Source organism: Megasphaera sp. ASD88 (genome assembly GCF_002287425.1).
Classification (GTDB): Bacteria; Bacillota; Negativicutes; order Veillonellales; family Megasphaeraceae; genus Megasphaera; species Megasphaera stantonii.
Genome location: NZ_NQXW01000014.1, coordinates 1 through 17,601, shown reverse-complemented (window position 1 = coordinate 17,601; position 17,601 = coordinate 1). Strand labels below are relative to the sequence as shown.

The 17,601-nt window shown below is 54.3% G+C and carries 23 protein-coding genes; 3 read left to right on the top strand and 20 right to left on the bottom strand.

Going from position 1 to position 17,601, the window contains the following annotated elements:
- Positions 1-10 precede the first annotated feature (10 nt).
- Positions 11-574, bottom strand: a complete 564-nt coding sequence (locus tag CJ260_RS08090) for a chromate transporter (protein ID WP_087477132.1) — start codon at positions 572-574, stop codon at positions 11-13.
- 141 nt (positions 575-715) lie between these two features.
- On the opposite strand from CJ260_RS08090, the gene CJ260_RS08085 reads away from it, so the two are divergent.
- Positions 716-1,579 carry a LysR family transcriptional regulator gene (locus CJ260_RS08085; protein WP_095629829.1) on the top strand — a complete coding sequence of 288 codons (864 nt, stop codon included), beginning with the start codon at positions 716-718 and terminating at the stop codon, positions 1,577-1,579.
- A 56-nt stretch (positions 1,580-1,635) separates the two neighbouring features.
- Here the strand turns inward: CJ260_RS08085 and CJ260_RS08080 are convergent, their stop codons facing one another.
- The 16 genes from CJ260_RS08080 to CJ260_RS08005 form a co-directional block, all read right to left on the bottom strand.
- Positions 1,636-2,151, bottom strand: coding sequence for a methylated-DNA--[protein]-cysteine S-methyltransferase (locus CJ260_RS08080; protein ID WP_087477134.1), 516 nt, complete (start codon positions 2,149-2,151; stop codon positions 1,636-1,638).
- A 14-nt stretch (positions 2,152-2,165) separates the two neighbouring features.
- On the bottom strand, positions 2,166-2,417 hold the full coding sequence (locus CJ260_RS08075; protein ID WP_087477135.1) for a twin-arginine translocase TatA/TatE family subunit: 252 nt from the start codon (positions 2,415-2,417) through the stop codon (positions 2,166-2,168).
- A gap of 82 nt (positions 2,418-2,499) precedes the next feature.
- Positions 2,500-2,997 carry a cyclophilin-like fold protein gene (locus CJ260_RS08070; protein ID WP_095629828.1) on the bottom strand — a complete coding sequence of 166 codons (498 nt, stop codon included), beginning with the start codon at positions 2,995-2,997 and terminating at the stop codon, positions 2,500-2,502.
- 32 nt (positions 2,998-3,029) lie between these two features.
- Positions 3,030-3,641 carry a flavodoxin gene (locus CJ260_RS08065; RefSeq protein ID WP_095629827.1) on the bottom strand — a complete coding sequence of 204 codons (612 nt, stop codon included), beginning with the start codon at positions 3,639-3,641 and terminating at the stop codon, positions 3,030-3,032.
- A 12-nt stretch (positions 3,642-3,653) separates the two neighbouring features.
- The gene (locus CJ260_RS08060) at positions 3,654-4,175 is read right to left on the bottom strand and encodes a cupin domain-containing protein (protein WP_233127927.1); all 522 of its coding nucleotides are present in this window, start codon (positions 4,173-4,175) and stop codon (positions 3,654-3,656) included.
- Positions 4,176-4,201: 26 nt separating this feature from the next.
- A complete protein-coding gene (locus CJ260_RS08055; RefSeq protein WP_095629826.1) occupies positions 4,202-4,606 on the bottom strand; it encodes a cupin domain-containing protein in 405 nt (134 codons plus the stop codon).
- 38 nt (positions 4,607-4,644) lie between these two features.
- The gene (locus CJ260_RS08050) at positions 4,645-5,670 is read right to left on the bottom strand and encodes a DUF362 domain-containing protein (RefSeq protein ID WP_095629825.1); all 1,026 of its coding nucleotides are present in this window, start codon (positions 5,668-5,670) and stop codon (positions 4,645-4,647) included.
- 132 nt (positions 5,671-5,802) lie between these two features.
- Complete coding sequence (locus CJ260_RS08045; protein WP_232818779.1) at positions 5,803-6,246, bottom strand: carboxymuconolactone decarboxylase family protein; 444 nt, start codon at positions 6,244-6,246, stop codon at positions 5,803-5,805.
- Positions 6,247-6,289: 43 nt separating this feature from the next.
- On the bottom strand, positions 6,290-6,943 hold the full coding sequence (locus CJ260_RS08040; protein WP_095629824.1) for an NAD(P)H-dependent oxidoreductase: 654 nt from the start codon (positions 6,941-6,943) through the stop codon (positions 6,290-6,292).
- Positions 6,944-6,957: 14 nt separating this feature from the next.
- A complete protein-coding gene (locus CJ260_RS08035) occupies positions 6,958-7,968 on the bottom strand; it encodes an aldo/keto reductase (RefSeq protein ID WP_095629823.1) in 1,011 nt (336 codons plus the stop codon).
- A gap of 15 nt (positions 7,969-7,983) precedes the next feature.
- Positions 7,984-8,484: a cyclophilin-like fold protein gene (locus CJ260_RS12825; protein ID WP_198947426.1), complete on the bottom strand. Its 501-nt coding sequence runs from the start codon at positions 8,482-8,484 to the stop codon at positions 7,984-7,986.
- A gap of 17 nt (positions 8,485-8,501) precedes the next feature.
- Positions 8,502-8,861 (bottom strand): MerR family transcriptional regulator, encoded by a 360-nt coding sequence (locus CJ260_RS08025; RefSeq protein ID WP_095629822.1) that lies wholly within the window; start codon positions 8,859-8,861, stop codon positions 8,502-8,504.
- Between the two features lie 191 nt (positions 8,862-9,052).
- Entirely contained in the window at positions 9,053-9,688 is a 636-nt protein-coding gene (locus CJ260_RS08020; RefSeq protein WP_087477143.1) for a flavodoxin family protein, read from the bottom strand.
- Positions 9,689-9,707: 19 nt separating this feature from the next.
- The gene (locus tag CJ260_RS08015; protein ID WP_095629821.1) at positions 9,708-10,421 is read right to left on the bottom strand and encodes a carboxymuconolactone decarboxylase family protein; all 714 of its coding nucleotides are present in this window, start codon (positions 10,419-10,421) and stop codon (positions 9,708-9,710) included.
- A gap of 24 nt (positions 10,422-10,445) precedes the next feature.
- A complete protein-coding gene (locus CJ260_RS08010) occupies positions 10,446-11,138 on the bottom strand; it encodes a flavodoxin (RefSeq protein ID WP_087477145.1) in 693 nt (230 codons plus the stop codon).
- A gap of 136 nt (positions 11,139-11,274) precedes the next feature.
- On the bottom strand, positions 11,275-12,459 hold the full coding sequence (locus tag CJ260_RS08005) for an alpha/beta hydrolase (RefSeq protein WP_198947425.1): 1,185 nt from the start codon (positions 12,457-12,459) through the stop codon (positions 11,275-11,277).
- A 166-nt stretch (positions 12,460-12,625) separates the two neighbouring features.
- On the opposite strand from CJ260_RS08005, the gene CJ260_RS08000 reads away from it, so the two are divergent.
- Entirely contained in the window at positions 12,626-13,054 is a 429-nt protein-coding gene (locus CJ260_RS08000) for a MerR family transcriptional regulator (RefSeq protein ID WP_095629820.1), read from the top strand.
- A 54-nt stretch (positions 13,055-13,108) separates the two neighbouring features.
- On the opposite strand, the gene CJ260_RS07995 is transcribed toward CJ260_RS08000, so the two are convergent.
- From CJ260_RS07995 to CJ260_RS07985, 3 genes are all read right to left on the bottom strand, one after another.
- Entirely contained in the window at positions 13,109-13,969 is an 861-nt protein-coding gene (locus CJ260_RS07995) for an aldo/keto reductase (protein ID WP_095629819.1), read from the bottom strand.
- Between the two features lie 26 nt (positions 13,970-13,995).
- Entirely contained in the window at positions 13,996-15,057 is a 1,062-nt protein-coding gene (locus CJ260_RS07990) for an alpha/beta fold hydrolase (RefSeq protein ID WP_095629818.1), read from the bottom strand.
- A gap of 91 nt (positions 15,058-15,148) precedes the next feature.
- Positions 15,149-16,054, bottom strand: a complete 906-nt coding sequence (locus tag CJ260_RS07985; protein ID WP_095629817.1) for a LysR family transcriptional regulator — start codon at positions 16,052-16,054, stop codon at positions 15,149-15,151.
- Between the two features lie 432 nt (positions 16,055-16,486).
- Between CJ260_RS07985 and CJ260_RS07980 the strand changes: the two genes are divergently transcribed.
- Positions 16,487-17,308 carry an Rpn family recombination-promoting nuclease/putative transposase gene (locus CJ260_RS07980; protein WP_095629816.1) on the top strand — a complete coding sequence of 274 codons (822 nt, stop codon included), beginning with the start codon at positions 16,487-16,489 and terminating at the stop codon, positions 17,306-17,308.
- Positions 17,309-17,601: the final 293 nt, after the last annotated feature.

The window sequence follows — 17,601 nt, the reverse complement described above, 5'->3', positions numbered from 1 at the left end:
TGGCATCCTCCTAATTGTACTTGGCGGCGCGCATGCACATAAACCCGATGATGCCGTCGATTACGATCAATTCCATAATATTGATATCAAAAACGATGCTGCCGACAAAAGTTCCGACGATAATCAGCATGGGCAGGACCAATTTCTTTTTTACCTGCTTGACTAACAAGTCGATCGCTACGTTGACGATGAGCGCCGTCGCGCCGCACTGCATGCCCCGCAGGATCATGCGGACGATTTCGCTCTGGACAAAGTAGTCGTAGCAGTACGAAACGATGGACAGGGTAATGAGCGGCGGCAGTATTGTCGCCACCAGGGCCACGAGGGTCCCCAGAACGCCGGCCATGCGGTAGCCTAAGATGATGGCGCAGTTGGCCGCGATGACGCCCGGCATGGACTGCGCTACGGCCACCATATCTAAGGCGTCCTTGTCGTTAATCCAATGGTATTCATCTACGTATTTCGCTTTTAATAAGGGAATGATAATAAATCCGCCGCCGACGGTAAAGGCGCTGACGAGAAAGGTCGCCTTAAACAGCGTCCAATAAAAATGGGCGTCTCTCGGCTTATCCATAATACTGGGTCTAGGTTCCATAGGAAAACTCCTTCCGTGTGATATCTTTTCATCGTCGATTATACCACGAAGCAATATATATTAAAAATATTGGTTTTATTGCCCATACATATGAAAATCATATATAAAGAGGTGCCTTATATGGACATTCGCCAACTACTTTACTTTATTACCGTCGCCGAAGAAGGCCAAATCACGGCGGCGGCTAAAAAACTGCACATGGCCCAGCCGCCCTTGAGCCAGCAGATGAAGCATCTGGAAGACGAGCTGGGCGTCGCCCTGTTCAAGCGCGGCTCCCGGCAGACGGAGCTAACCGACGCCGGAAAAATCCTGTTTCGCCGGGCCCAGCAGATCATCAACCTGTCCGATTCGACGCTGCGGGAAATCAAGGACTTCAAGGAAGGCGTCTACGGCACCTTGTCTATCGGCATGGTATCGTCGTCAGGCAGCGTCATCCTCCGCCCCTTTATGCAGCAATTTCACCGCCAGTACTGCGGCGTGCGCTTCGAGGTATACGACGGCAATACCTTCAAGATCATCGACCTCCTGACGAAGGGCCTCATCGAAATCGGCATCGTCCGCACGCCCTTCAATTACGAGCCCTTTCACTACAAATTCCTCAGCGAAGAGCCCATGGTCCTGGCCTTGACCGACGAGCTGGACTGGTGTCCCCGCCGCGATACGGTTTCCCTAAAGGAACTGGACGACAAGCCCCTCATCATTTACCGACGCTTCGACCAGCTCGTCCAGGATACGTGCGCCGCCCAAAACATGACGCCGACGATCTTCTGCCGCAGCGACGACGCCCGCACGAGCCTCCTGTGGGCCAACGCCGGATTGGGCATGGCCATCCTTCCCCAATCGGCCTTCACGCTGGCGACGCACTCGCGTCTGCACGTAAAAATCATCGACGAGCCGCGGCTCTATACGCGCCTGACGGCCATTTGGATGAAAAACCGGTATTTCTCGTCCCTGGCGGAAAAATTTATCGAAGCCTTCTCCTAACCACGACAAAAAAGCAGCCTGTCCCTTTGGCAAGCTGCTTTTTCGCATATATGCAGTTATCGGTGAAGCTGCTCCATGTCGGCCCCTTCGTGCGCTAAGAGCTGTATTTTCTTATCGATGCCGCCGGCATAGCCTGTGAGGCGGCCCTTCGCGCCGACGACGCGGTGGCACGGAATGATGATGGAAATAGGATTATGTCCGACAGCTGTTCCTACGGCCCGGGCGGACGAGGGTATCCCGCGCAGCGCTGCCGCTTCCTCGGCTATCTGGCCGTACGTCTTCGTCTGCCCATAGGGAATGTGACACAGGAGCTGCCACACGCAGCGCTGAAAGGCCGTCCCCTGAGGTGCTAAGGGCAAGGCCAGGATGGACGGCCGGCGGCCGGCAAAATATTCGTCAAGCCAGCCCTTCGCCTTAGCCAAGGTCGGCGTTTCTCCATCGGACACATCGTCCTCGTCCAAGGACGCCAGATAATATTTCTGCCCTTTAATCCACAGTCCGGCCAGGCAGCCGTCTTTTTCCGCTAAGGTTAATTCGCCTACAGGCGACAGATACGTCGTCTTCCAATACATCGTCGTGCTCCCGTCTAGTTTGCTTCGTTCTTTCGGTCTGTCGTTTCCGCCTTGACGGCCCCTTCGGCCGCTTGCTTTGCTTCCGACGCTTCGGCTTTCACCGCGTCGGCCCCGTCTTTGACGGCGTCGCTCGTCTTATTGACTTCTTCCTTGAATTCGCGCAGGCTCGTCCCCATCGCTTTTCCCAGGCCGGCGACTTTTTTCCCGCCGAACAAGATCAAGACAATCAATAAGATAACTATCAATTCCTGTGCGCCTAAATGCATGGTGTGTCCCTCTTTCTTTATAAAAACGTCGCCTTTATTGTATCACGGCCTGCAAAAATAAAAAAGCGCCGCCGCAAAAACTTTACAAATCTTCCGCCGCCATGGCGAAGGCTTCAAAGGCGCCGTCCATGCGCGACAGCGGCTCGATGCCGGACGTGACGTGTCCCAAGAGAACGCGGCCGTCCGACGCGTCCATATCGCGGCAGCAGATATATACCTCTTTGGCCTGGACGTCCAGGACGACGTCGCCGATGACCGGCGCTTCTACTCCGCCGCGAGTTCCTTGGAAAACGCCGTCAGGCACGCCGGCTACGACAATCCGCTCGGGCTTCCTCTCCAGCTGGATGGACAAGGGCTGCCGTTCGGCAAATTCCATCGCCGCTTCTTTGTCGAGCAAGCCGACACGGGCCCGGCCTCCTTCGAAGGCCACGTCTATCTGACGGGCATAGGCCGGCTGGACCGGCGCAATGACGACGACTTGCTCTTCCGTCGCATCGGCCCTGCCCGGCCCAAAGGCACAGAAGGCGGAAACGAGGACAGCCGCTCCGATGATTCCGGTCAATAAAGCTATTCCTTTCATCGTTTCCCCTCCATTTCTATGCGCTCATCTGCTTATTGCACGGCGTGAATATCCTTAAGCCATTTCGACACGGCTGCCGGGTCGGACGAATCGCTGCCCCGCACGAGCTGCGCCCCTGCCGCCGATTTCTGCGCGTCGGCCATACTGCCGCTGATAGGCGTGCCGCCAGTCGTGCAGAAGGGAACAACAGTCTTGCCCTGGAAATTGTAGCTTTCCAGGAAGGTGTACACGAACATCGGCGCCTTGCCCCACCAAATCGGGTAGCCGACGAACACGACGTCGTACTGATCCATGTTGTCTACCGTATTGGCAACCGCCGGACGGGCGTTTTCATTCATTTCCTTCTTGGCAATATCGACGCATTCGCGGTAATCGCCGGGATATGGCGTCTGCGGCTGGATAAAGAAGATATCGGCGCCCGTTTCCCGCTGAATCTGTTCGGCAACGGCTTTCGTATTGCCGCTCCACGAATAGTAGGCTACGAGGACCTTCTTGCCCTGCAGGCCGCCGTCTATCGTATCGGCAATAGCTCCCGCCTTCGCCTGGGGAGCCGCCGCGCTGGCTGAGCCGCTTTCCGACGCGCCGCAGCCGACGAGCATCAGGGCCGCAAAGGCCGTTACTATCATCATAACTAATTTTTTCATCCTATCTCACTCCTATGTCAGCTGACGATACTGGGCGTCGTCTACAGCTTCAAGCCATTCGTTAGACGCACCTTCAGCCGGCACAGCGATGGCAATGTGGGCAAACCAGCTGTCCGGAGCTGCGCCGTGCCAGTGCTTCACTTCCGGCGGAATGTTGACAACATCGCCGGGATGAAGTTCCTGAGCTGGCTTGCCCCATTCCTGATAATAGCCCCGGCCCGACGTGCACAAGAGGATCTGGCCGCCCTTGTGGTGGATGTGCCAGTTGTTGCGGCAGCCCGGCTCAAAGGTGACGTTGGAAATAGACAGGCCCTCTGTCGTCAGGGGATTTAAATAGCTCTGGCCGATGAAATACTGGGCGTAGGCGTCGTTGGATTTGCCGAGGCCGAACATACCTGCGCCGGCTTCGGCTTCGGACATGGCGGCGCGTTGAACCGGCTGAACCGTATCGGCAGCCATGCTCTGTGAAGGGCTCGCAGCCGCAAAGGACAGAGCCGCCAGCGTCGTCATGAGAAAAGGCATTATCTTTTTCATCAGTCATTCTCCTTTAGCAAAAAGTATTATTTTAACTTATTGTATGCTTCGGCATCGACAGGTTCGCACCATTCGTTGGACGCCCCTTCTGCCGGTACTTCGATGGCCACGTGGGCAAACCAGCTGTCGGGAGCCGCGCCGTGCCAGTGCTTCACTTCCGGCGGAATGTTGACGCCGGCGCCGGGATGAAGTTCCTGCGGTTCCTTGCCCCATTCCTGATAGTAACCGCGGCCTGACGTGCACAAGAGAATCTGACCGCCCTTGTGGTGAATGTGCCAGTTGTTGCGGCAGCCCGGCTCAAAGGTGACGTTGGCCGTAACCAAACGATCCTTTGTCAGCAAATTCAAATAGCTCTGGCCGACAAAATACTGGGCATAGGCGTCGTTCGTCTGGCCTAACCCGAACAGCCCTGCTTTTTCTTTTTCATCCATCGTATATCCTTCTTTCTCTGCAAACGAAATTTGCATAGTTAGTCAATAGAAATCAGCTCGTATTGGTCGTTGCCCATCTTGAGGTCGCGCATGGCCTGCAGCTGATGGAGGCCGCGGCGCGATTCGATGCGTCCCACCAAGTCATGATTCTGGCTCGACGGCAGGCCGTATACCAAGTCGACGCTGGCCTGGTCGACGGCAAGAATATCCGTCGAGGCTACGATGCCAATATCGGGGATGGTCGGCTCCGCCGCGCTGGTGCCGGCGCAGTCGCAGTCGACGGACATGCGGCGCATGACGTTGATAAACACGATGTGCTTGCCGAAATAATCGACAGTCGCCTTCGCCGAATCGGCCATGAGCTCCATGAGATGCTCCTTCGCCGGCCAGGCACCCCAGTCTTCCGGCGGCGTACCCGTCACGCCGTGAACCTGCCGCTTGCCAACCTGTCCCGACGCGCAGCCGATGGCGATATTCTTTACGGAGCCGCCGAAGCCGCCCATGGCGTGGCCCTTGAAGTGGGTCAGGACGACCATGGAGTCGTAGTTTACGATGTGGCCGCCCATGGCGACTTCTTTCAAATGCTTGCCGCCGCGGACGGGCAGATTGACGTCGCCGAATTCGTCCATAATATCGACGGGACAGAAAGTCCAGCCGTTGACTTTCAGCGTTTCCCGATGGCCTTCCGTCGTGTAGCGGTCGCCGGCATACAGCGTGTTCGTTTCGACGATCGTGCTGTCGGGAATATGAGCCATGAATTCCTTTACCATATCCCGCGGCAGGATGTTCGGGCCGTGCTTTTCGCCGGTGTGGAGCTTGACGGCTATCTTGCCGTAAATGCCTTCGTTGATCTTATCGTACAGCTGAATCAGATGGGCCGCGTCGATGTACTTCGTAAAGTACACCTTGGCCCGCGAGCCCGCCGTCGCTTTACCCGTCACGTCGGCCGCCCCGACGACGGGAGCTTGGGCCAGCAAGTCCGTCAGGCCTACGCCCGACAAGGCCACGCCGGCAGCCGTTACGCCGGCCAATTTAAAGAAATCTCGTCTCGACAAATCTTTCATTTAAAGTCACTCCTTTGTGTAGTCGTCATATATAAATGTATATTATCTATATACTTTAATTATGTTTCATTATAAATGTTAGAGTTAACTTTATGTCAAGATATTTCTCCGTAAAATTTACCGTCCTGCAGCTTATTCGGCGTATACTTCCTTAGCCATGTTGAAGGCCGCCCAGGCCTTCGGCCAGCCGACGTAGAAACCCAGCTGCGTGATGATTTCCGCCATTTCTTCCTTCGTCACGCCGTTTTTCTTAGCCGTCGCCAAGTGGTATTTCAGCGAGCTGTCGATGACGCCCGAGCCGATGAGCGAGCACACCGTCACGATGCTGCGGTCGCGGAGGGACAATTTATCGTTGCGCGACCAGACTTCGCCGAATAAAATGTCGTCGTTGTAGCGGGCAAATTCAGGGGCAAATTCGCCGAGCTGATCCCGTCCTGCTGTCTGTACAATTTTTACTGCTTTCTTTTCCGTTTGATTTTCTGCCATTGCAATCGCTCCCATCGGTACTAATGTCGTCGTAATCATAGCTGCCGCAACGATAGCGGCAACTTTTTTCTGCATCTTCAAAAAGTTCATTTCAAGACCTCCCTATCAGGTACAGAATAATACATGTATAAGCTTATAAGCTGGCCCCCAGGCGGTAGGCCTGGTCGGGGAACTGGGACTGCTCGATGAGCGCCCTGTAGCCGCAGCCGACGGCTAATACTTGCCCGACGTCGGTCCATTCCATGTAGCGCACGAGCGTTTCATAATGGTGGACGAGGGCCTCCATCGTCCAGTCAGCGCTGTTCCATGCCGTAGCCATGAGAATGGATTTCTTGCCGTGAAGCCGTCCCGTCCGCGAATAGAAGCGGTCGACGACGGTCTTGAGCTGAGCCGACATGCCGTAATAGTACAGCGGCGTGACCAGCACGATCAAATCCATTTCCAGCATCTTCGGCATGAGCTTCTGCGAAATAGCGTCGTTAAAGATACAGTCGCCGTCCATGCCGCAGTGGTCGCAGCCCTGACAGGGATGCGTATCTTCAAAGGCCGCGTCAAAGCGGAATACATTGTGCCCTGCCGACTGGGCTCCTTCGATAAACCGGTCGGCTAATACATCCGACGTTCCCTCTCTATGAGGGCTTCCCGTCACTACGACGATATTCATAGGCTTACCTCCTCCAACGATACCGGACGCGCTTTCGGCCCGGGTCAATATATTTCCGCAGCCGCTGAGAAACAAGGTCAGGGCGCCGGCTCCGGTCCATTTCAAAAATTCCCGCCGGTCCATGCCAACCGCCTCCCTTACGTCCCAACGTTGGCCGCCAGCACCGACGGCAACGGCTTGCCTTCGTCGAGGGCGCCGACGACTTTATGGGGCAGGTAAAATTGTTCCAGCCGCGCCATGTCGTCTTCCGTCAGCGTCACGTCAAATGCGCCGGCCGCGTCGTCTAAGTAGCTCATCTTCGTCGCGCCGATAATAGGAGACGCCACGCCCTTGGCAAACTGCCAGGCCAATGCGATCTGGGTCATCGTCGCGCCGTGTTCCGCCGCGATGTCCTGCACCTGTTTGACGATGCGCGAATCCATGACCTGCGTACTGTCGTACTTTTCTACAGCGACCTTGTCGGTCTGGCTGCGCAGGGTATCAGCCTTCCACTCAGGCCGCGCCAGCCGTCCTGCCGCCAAGGGACTGTACGGCGTCAGGGATACGTTCATCTGGCTGCAGATGGGAATGAGTTCCCGTTCATCTTCACGGTACAGCAGGCTGTAGTGATTCTGCATGGACGAGAAAGGCGTCCAGCCGTTTCGCTCCGTTGCCAGCTGCATATTGTAAAACTGGTAGCCGTACATGGCCGACGCGCCTAAGGCCCGCACCTTGCCGGCTTTGACCAGGCTGTCCAACGCTTCCATCGTTTCCTCCATAGGCGTGCCGTAATCGAAGCGGTGAATAATGTACAAATCAAGATACTCCGTGCCGAGGCGGCGCAGGGTGCCATCAATTTCCCGCTGTATGGCCTCCTTGGATAAATGGCCGTCGTTAAAATAGACCTTCGACGCTAGGACGACCTTGTCCCGGGCCGCGTTGCGTTTGATAGCCCGGCCCAGATACTCTTCGCTCGTGCCGGCAGAATAGCAGTTTGCCGTATCGAAAAAGTTGATGCCCAAATCCAGGGCGTGCTTGATGATAGCTTCGCTGTCCTGCAGATTCAAGGTCCAGGCGTGCATCTGGCTGGCCCTGTCACCGAAGCTCATGCAACCGAGGCACAGCTTGGAAATCGTAATATCCGTATTGCCTAATTTCGTATACTCCATATGATATCCCCCTCCCTATGGATGTACCTGCTCGATATGGAGCGTGCCGCTCAGCTTCTCAATCTGGCCGGCATCTTCTTCTACATATCCTAATTCGTACAGCTCGCCGCCGTTCAGAGGCGCGTAGAACAATACGACGTCGTCCCACGGCGCGTAATAGGCTACCATGCCCACCTTCGGCTTAGCCATAGGCGTATCGGCCGTATTGAGCTTTTTCGGCGGATAGAAAATCTTTTCATTCGTGCTGTAGTTTTCCACCGCAATATCCAGAGGCAGCTGAGCACATAAGTCCTTTGCCGCCGGGCTGCCGTTCAAATGCAGGGTCAGCGTCGTTCCTTGGCTGTCCGTCACGCGGACGATCTGCTCCGCCGCCGGCGTTTGCTGTGCCGCAGCCTTTGCCTGTTCTGCCGGACGAGTGGAAGAACCCCTACTCTCCGCCGCCGAGCCGCAGGCCGTCAGCGACAGGACGGTCAGGGCAACGGCCCCGGCCATTAGATACTGCTTGACCAGTCTCATACTCTCTTTCCTCCTCGTCATAAAACTTTTTCCTTATGCTGATGGATTTGATAGCGCAGATAATCGAGCCAGTCCAATTTTTTCTGATGGAAATGGATTTCGTCGACAGCCTGCTGGCGCAGCTTGTCCAGCATCTTCAGCCGCGCGTCCCTCGTGTCGCCGCCGGACAAGAGAAGGCCCATGTACGCCTCTACCTCTTCGTTCGTAAACCCTACGTCGTGAAGGGTCATGATCAGGCTCAGCCGCTCTACATCCATATCGTCGTACTGCCATTGGCCCATAACGCATTTTACGGAGCTGCACAAGCCCAGCTTCTCGTATTCCTCCAGTACGCTCTTGGGAATGCAGTACCGTTCGCATACTTCGTCAATGGTCATCGGATCCCTCCTCTCGTCGTTCCTTTCTATGGTTCCAGTATACGTCCCGCCGGAACCATCGTCCAATACTTGTATTCTTTGTTAAGAAATACGATTCAGGCATGGTTTAACCAGTAGAGACCCTTAGGAAAAAAGAAAGGGGGCGCGGTGTCTCGGCCGCATAACCGGAGCGCCGCGCCCGTTTCGAGGCGTTACCGTATGAAGTTGGTGTATATCTGTTCTTCCCGCTTAGGCAGGGACACGCCGTTCTGCAGGGCCGTTTCCTTGCATTTCAAGAAGAAGGCCATGTTTCGAGCCAGGGTGCGCATGGTCTGCAGGCCTTCGGCGTCTTGCCGCACGTCGTCAGGGCAGTGGCCGTGAACCATATTCCAGTACTGCGAGGAAATAATCGGCATCTGCATGAGGCCGAAGTATTTATTCAGCTGGTCGTACGTCGCCGTCGTGCCGGCGCGGCGGGCTGAGACGACGGCGGCCGCAGGCTTCAGGTAAAAGGGCATATCTTCCCGGCGCTGCCCGGCGTAGAAGGCCCGGTCCATAAAGGACGTAATGGCTCCGCCGGCGGCGGCCCAGTGGACAGGCGAGCCGAAGACAAACCCGTCGCAGTCTCCGGCCAGCTTCAAAAATTCGTTGACCTTGTCGTCGTCGAATACGCAGCGGTGCAGGTCGTCGCATCGGCAGCAGCCGATACAGCCGCGGACGGCCTGATTGCCGATCCAGAAATGTACCGCTTCTACGCCTTCCTCGCGCAATGTCTTCGCGACTTCGTCCAAGGCCGTATAGGTGCAGCCCTTTTCGTGCGGGCTGCCGTTGACTAAGATGACTTTCATATTCCGTCTCTCCTATCATTTATTCGCCTAATACTCTTTTCGCTACCGTCATGGCGTTATCGCCTGCCGCCTTGCCGACGCGCTGTCCCAGCAGCTTCGCCATGGCTTTCAGCTGATCGCCCGTCACGCCGTTATGCATAGCTACGTTCATATGAGACGCCAGCTGAGCGTTGACGTTGCCGATGCCTGCCAGCATAGATACGGTAGCCAGTTCCCGTTCGTTCCACGTCAGAACCGTCCGTTCAAAAATATCTCCGAAGAGATGCTCCTTCAGAAAATCGCTGATCGTCGGGCAAAATTCATAAACCTTCCCCTTGACCGGCTGGCCGACAAGCTTCGTCTGGTTCGCATCGCCGATGGCGTGACGATCTCGGTTCGGATTGACTGGGTCGGCGTCAGGCCCCATCGTATCGGTAATGCCGTGAGCCTTTCGTTCTTCCAGCACCGTCATGAGCGTATTCAGTCCGTTCAAGCTATGGGGAAATCCGGCATAAGCATAGAGCTGTACCAGCAGTTCCTTTTCTTCGTTGACCGTCAGGCCGTTGTTTAATCCGTCATCCAAAGCAGTCTTCAGGCTTTCCAAATCGCCTTGGGCAGCAAAGGCCGATATGACGACGATCGACTCCTGCCGAGGCGACAGCACCTTATCCTCCGCCGGAGCTGCCGCGAAAGCCGCGCCGTCGACGGTCATCAGAACGAACAGGGACATTAAGAAAAGCAATCGTTGTTTCATACTCCTCCGCTCCCTTCTTCACGATTATTTATATCCCAAATTTCCTAACCAGGCGTAAATAGGCGACGTCGACGCAATATCCGTGCGGTATACAGCAAAGGCGCTGCTGCCGAATTGCGCGCCCGGCTCGGCTGCCTGCAGGCGTTCCACCGTTCCCGTCAGTCCGCTGCCGCCGTGCGTCGCAAAGACGTATACCTGCTTGCCGGACAAATCGTAATTGTCCAAGAAGGTGTACACCGGCATAGGCGCGTCGTACCACCAAATAGGATAGCCGAGGAAAATCGTGTCGTACCGGCTCAAATCGCCGATAGTATCCTTAATGGCCGGATGAACACCTTGCTCCCGTTCGCTCTTCGCTTGGTCGGTTAGGGCGTCGTGATCCGTCGGATAATCGACTTGCCGTTCGATACGGAATATATCGGCGCCCGTCTTATCCTGAATCACCTGGGCCACGTACTGCGTCGAACCCTGTACGTCGTACTTCTGCGCCGTTTCCGGCTCGGAGAAATACACGACGGCAACGCGGCTTTGACCGTTGGACTTCGCTTCCGGCACGGCGGCTCCCTTGATGGACGCCGAGGCGTCGGCGTCGACGGCAATCCCTCTCGACTGCGGAGCCGAAGCCGTTTCACCTTCCTTCTGCGGCGTTGCGCAGGCCGTGACGGTAATCGCCGTTAAGGCGGATACGATAAGCGCTGCTAATTTTTTTCTGTTCATAAGACATATCCTCCCTTATTGCTGCTGTTCGCCGTGACGCCGGCCTTACTGCACAAGGCGGCCGCCCCACGATGCATGTATTCATAATATCGCGCCGTTCGTCGCAATGTCAACACGCTGCGTTCTGCCTGGCTCCTTACTGCAGATGGGCGTTAAAGAACTTCGTCAGCTTCTGAGAAATAATATCGACGTATTCCGGCACCCAGTAGGTCTGGATATGCGTCGCTCCCGGCACGAGGAACAACTCTTTATCCTTCGTCCCCGTCGCCTTGGAAAACGCGTCCTGCGTCATGTACAGCGAGTCGGCCTTTTCGCCGGCAATCATGAGCAAGGGCTGATGAATCAAATCCATGTTGTGCGAGGCGTCGAAGGTCGTCAAATCCATCAGGCTGCTGACCGTATACGTAAAGGTCGAATTGGGATGGGCGTAGTTGACGCCGTAGTAATAATAGCCTTCGCGGTACAAATCAAAGGGCAGCTTGTCGGCCTGTTCCAGCGTAAGGACTTTTTCCGTCCGCGGCGTATAGTCGATTTGTCCCGTCGTCACTTCTTTCTGACGGGCCGCCGCAGCCTGGACGATGGTCTTCTGCGCTACGGCCGGGTCAGGGTTCGTCGCACCATAGCCGTCCTTACGGACGATGCCGCTGTTGAACATGCTCAGCGTCGCCACGGCCTTGACGCGCGGGTCCGTCTGGACAGCCTTCAACGTATAGCCGCCGCCTCCGCAAATGCCCAGCGCGCCGATGCGGTTTTCATCTACGCCGGGATAGAGGGAAATAATGTCGACCATGCCGTGAATATCTTCGACGCGGTACCGGGGCTTATCGGTATGGCGGGGATAGCCGCCGCTGGCTCCCTGGTAGGACGCGTCGGCGGCAATCGTGATATATCCTTGTTCAGCCAGCAGCTGGGCGTACAGGCCGGCGACCTGTTCCTTCGTGCCGCCGTTCGGATGGGCGACGACGACGGCTGCATAAGATGTATTGGGGTCGTAGTTCGCCGGCGTATAGACGTTGGCGGCGATCTGAATGCCGTTCAGGTCGTACGTAATAGGATGAATATTGACCTGGCCCGGCACATTTTCCTTAATAGCCCCGTCGTAGACAAGGCCGTACGGATTGCCTTTGTATTTGACGACATCTTCTACCGGCACATTGGCAAAGGTCTTCGCCTGGCCGCTTTGCTCGTTAAATACAGGTAAATGACGCGTGCCGATAGTCGGTACGGCGTTCGCCGCCGCGGCATAAGCCGGCGTAAAGCCGACGCCCATCGCGGCCGTTCCCAGTAAAGCGCACAGCAATGCTTTTTTATACGTTTTCATAATACATACCTCCCGATACTTTATATTTTTATGATTATAAATCTCGTAGCGAAAAAAATGTACACTGCCAATATCTCTCGCCTTTGATATAATCAGTTTAAAACTTCAAGTCAACTTGATGTCAATAGGAAATGCAATGATGTTACGATAAACGAGGTGACATTTCATGGAATACACCATCGGCGAATTAGCGCAGAAAATGAATATTTCCACGCCGACGCTCCGCTATTACGAAGACCAGGGCTTGCTGCGCCATATCAAGCGCCTGCCCAACGGCCGCCGCGTCTACACGCAGAAAGACGTCGTCATGCTCAACACCATCGAATGCCTGAAAAAGGCCGGCATGAGCCTCCAGGACATCAGCCAGTACATCGACTGGTGTGAAGAAGGCTTCCCGTCCGTCCAAAAACGCTACGAACTATTCGTCCGCAAGCAGGAAGAAATAGAGCAGCAAATCGCCGACTTGCAGAAAATCCTGGCGACGCTGCGGTGGAAACGCAATTTCTACCAAAAAGCCCTGGAGTCAGGCGAGCTTACCATCTGCGACGCCGACAGAGAAAAAATAGCTGAGGCCATCATCGACGACGCCCTTTAATAGATCACAGCAGACCCTGCCTTGTGGCAGGGCTTTTTTTCTGCCGTTCCGCCCCTACTTCCGCAGCTTCCGGGCCTTTACCATGTCATAAAACCATTCGACCATCTTCGGGTCGTAGTGAGAGAAAAACAGGCTTTCCTTTTCATCCAGTCCTTCGAGCTCCTTCATTTCGCTGTCCGATAAAGAAAAATCGAAAATATCGAGATTTTGAACCATGCGATCCTTATGAACCGACTTGGGAATGACGACGATATCCTTCTGCAGGAGGAAGCGCAGCGCCGCCTGGGCTGCCGTCTTGTGGTGAGCCGTGCCGATGCGCTGCAGCACAGGATGGGTAAAGAAATCCTTGCGGCCTTCGGCAAAGGGGCCCCAGGATTCGTGAACGACGCCGTACTTGTCCATAATAGCATGCAGCTCCGCCTGCTGATGGAATACGTGCGTTTCTACCTGATTCACTGCCGGCATGACTTCCACATTATGGCACAAGTCGATAAAGCGGTCGGCAAAGAAATTCGATACGCCGATAGCCCGCAGCTTGCCGGCCTTATACGCCTCTTCCATGGCCCGGTACGTTCCGTAATAGTCGCCGAAGGGCTGATGAATCAGCATGAGATCGATATAATCAGTCTGGAGACGGCGCAGGGAATCGTCGATCGACGCCTTCGCCTTTTCGTATCCGGCATTGGCAATCCAGATTTTCGTCGTCAAAAAGATGTCGCCGCGCACGACGCCGGACTGCCGTAGCCCTTGCCCTACTTCGTATTCATTGTCATAGGACTGCGCCGTGTCGATGAGGCGGTACCCTGCATGCAGGGCGTCTTCGACGCAGCGCACGCATTCGTCCGGCGAAACCTGATAGACGCCGTATCCGACGGCAGGCATTTCTACGCCGTTATTTAAGGTAATATAGTTCATACTCTCTCTCTCCTTATTAATCCATATTAATCAAAATGTTTTTCTTTCATCCACCGTTCCATGACATCGGCGACGTCCCGGTTATTTAAATCCGACATGAGAAAATGCGTGTTGCCGTATATCCCTATATCGGGCAAATAGATAAGCGTCGCGTCGCCGCCGCAGCGGTTCACCGCGTCGACCCAGGCCTTAGCAAGGTTCAGGCGCACCCGCCAGTTGTCCAATCCCCAGACAGGCGTCTGCTCCGCCGGGATATTGCCACCGTACAGCACCAGCACGGGAATGCGGGTCAGCTTCATGAAGTCGTCCATCGGAACGCCTACGCCAGCCGCCGGGAAGGGGCTCGTCGTCTCCTCTACAGGCGGCACCTGCCCTTCAGGAAAAAAAAACGTCCCCGGCTCGAGGGCGATAATGCCTTTGACATGGCTGCTCTTTATGGCCGTACGCCAGCCCGGCCCGCCTCCTTGAGAATGGGTGATAAACACGCCGTCGCCGGCTTTGTCAAACACAGCCTTCATAGCGTCGCTGATAACGGCTTCGTCATAGGCTCCCGTATCGGGCGTCATTTGCCGGAAAAACTGATCCCGCCACACCGCGTCATCCCTGACCTGGACATTGTCAAATTTCTGCGGCCACTGGCCAATACGGAAATTGTTGTACCACAGCTGGTCGTCAGGCACAGCGCCGATAGCCTGCGGCTCCGTCGACCGGCCGACTCTGCCGCGCCGCGGCTGGTCTGCAATATAGGTCTTATAGCCTTTTTCTAAAAAAATATTTTGAAATCCGTCGCGCCCGTCAGGCGTCGTTTCCCAGGTCTTGCCGGACTGACCGTACCCGTGCAGGAAAACCAGCGCCGTATTGTGGGCCTGAGCCGGTATCTGATAAAACACGTAGGCGTGATCGCCGTGCAGCGTCTGTCCAGCCTGATTCAGCGGATTGGTATTGCCGCCATAGGCTCCCGGAGCTGTGACGACCGTTCCGCCGGCCATAAAGCTGCCCTGGTCTGCGATCGTCACCGGCTTCATGGCAGAAGCAGGACTTGCCGCCAGCGACGCCATGACGGCGGCTGCAATCCATATTGATTTCATCGGTATCAACCTCCCCTCCTGATATCTATAGTATAAAAAAACCGGGACTCCCACAGAAGTCTCGGTTAGTTTTACCGTATAAACGATTGGTTTATACAGGCGTCTTCACAATATGAGTGACAGCGTCTAAAAAACGCTGCGTCGTGCCGTTTGGCTTCGGGCTGTGCACAATACAATAGGGCATGCTGCCGGCCTCGTCGATGGAAATAATCTTCAGCAGCGGATGCACGGCCTTCCAGAAGGGAAAGGCGATGAGCACGGCATGGCCGTTTTCACAGGCGTTAAATACCTGGGCGTTATAAAAATCAAAGGTCTGAATGTGAATATCAGGATAGTCCCGTTCAATCGTCTGCCGCAACGCGTCCATCGTCGTAGACCAGCCGGGCTTGATCATGTACAGCGTCTCGCCAGCCAAATCAGACCAGCATAGCCGTTCCTTCCTCGCTAAGGGATGATCCAGGCTGACGGCGCCGCAAACCGGCACGTCTGCAATCTCGATAGTCCGGCAATAGGGATGATAGGCCAGCATGCCCTCGTCAAACACGCCGGCAACGATATCAATGCGCTCGCCCAGATTCCGCAAAATCTCCCTGGCGTTTTCCGGCGTGTTGTCAAAGGGCACGACCTGAAATTTGACGTCGGGAATCTGCTTATATATGCGCGGCCATAGCTCCAGCAAAATGTCGACAGGCGTCATGAGGGACGTGCCAATGCGGATGCAGGGGCCTTCCTGACGCGCCATGACGCGGGCCCGGTCCAGCGCACCGTCAGAATACTTCCGCATATACAGGGCATCCTTGTACAGCGACTTGCCCGCTTCCGTCAGCGTTAAGCCCCGATGCGTCCGCACAAACAGGCGAAGCCTTACCTCCTGTTCCAAGCTGTTGATCTGCTTAATCACGGCGGGAGCCGAAATAAACAACTCCTCCGCCGCTTTATTGAAGCTGCCCGCTTCAGCGACGCACACAAACGTATCTAATAAGGGATTATACAGCATGATACCTTACATCCTTTTGTCAAAACCTCAAAAACCTAATCCGTGTAGGTTTTATTATATCATACTTTTCGTCACAGAACCCATACAGAAATACAGCGCCGTACCAGTACTGCACGACACGGAAAAATATAACAACGCCATAAAGCATGATATGAAGTAAAAATGAAGGTGTCCCACTTAGATTACAACGTTCCCCCTAAAACAGGGAAAACGCATAGCGAAGAATCGGGCAGAGTTTCTTGTCCCGATACGGAGAAGGCCGTTGGCCTATAGGACGACGTTAGGAGACAGGAATCATTTGCTGTAATCCAGTATAAGGTGCCTGCGCGTGCAGGCATCTTTATTTTATTTGTGTATTCCTATTAGGCATATATTGTTTATTGCCAATGCGTACAGTTGTTTGGTATAATCCAAGTAGAAGGAGGCGATGCCGTGAAGCGGATCAAGGATTGGGAAGAACTGACTATACAGGATAACTTTTTATTTCAAAAGGTCATGCGCAACAAGCGATTGTGTCAGTATTTAATCGAAAAGATTCTGCAAATCAAGATAGCTGACATTACCTATCCTGATACAGAGAAAACCATTGATATCCAGCTGGACAGCAAAAACATACGCTTGGATGTCTATGTCAAAGACAATACGGGACGGGTATTCGACATCGAAATGCAGTGCACCAATGAAAAGGAAAACGGCCTCGCCAAGCGGACGCGGTATTATCAGGCTATGATTGATATGGACGTTCTGGAAAAGGGCGACGATTACAGTAAGCTGAACCCAGCGTATATTATATTTATCTGTACGTTTGACGCTTTTGATCAGGGATTGCCGATGTACACGTTCAGAAATCGCTGCGTAGAGCAGGAGGGCATAGAACTGAATGACGAGGCGACGAAAATATTTCTAAATAGTAAGGGCGACAGTCCAACCCTTGACCCAGACGTGCGGGCATTTTTGCGGTACGTAGACGGCAAGGCGGCCGAAGGTGTGTTTGTGCAGGAAGTGGATAAGGAAGTACGGCGTGTGAAACAGCACGATGAAACGAGGCGAGAGTATATGACGCTAGCGATGGAATTAAAGAGAATGTTTGCCGAAGGCGAGAAAACAGGAGAAGAAAAGGGGGCAAAAAAGAAAGAAACGATGATGATATTGGCGATGCTGCAAGATGGCGTTGCGAAAGAAGCCATAGCAAAGTACGCGAAAGTATCTGTAGAATATATCACCGAATTAGGAAAAAAGAATCACTTATTGTAATACCATATAATAAAATATATGCATTTTGGGCGACTTATGATGTATATTTACACATATGAAAATTAAGTAACATAAACGGGGCTATCACATAAAGAAGAAATATCCTCTTCGCGCGATAGCCCCGTTTTTTAACGACTATGTGAAGCTTTTTCTGTAAATAACTGCCAGGTATAGGTCTTCTATGATACAATCTAAATCATAGGAGGCTTACTATCATGGCAAGAGAAAAGAAACCGGTACATAAGGTCATTATGACCGAAGGAAAACGCAGCATTATTCAACAACTGTTTCAA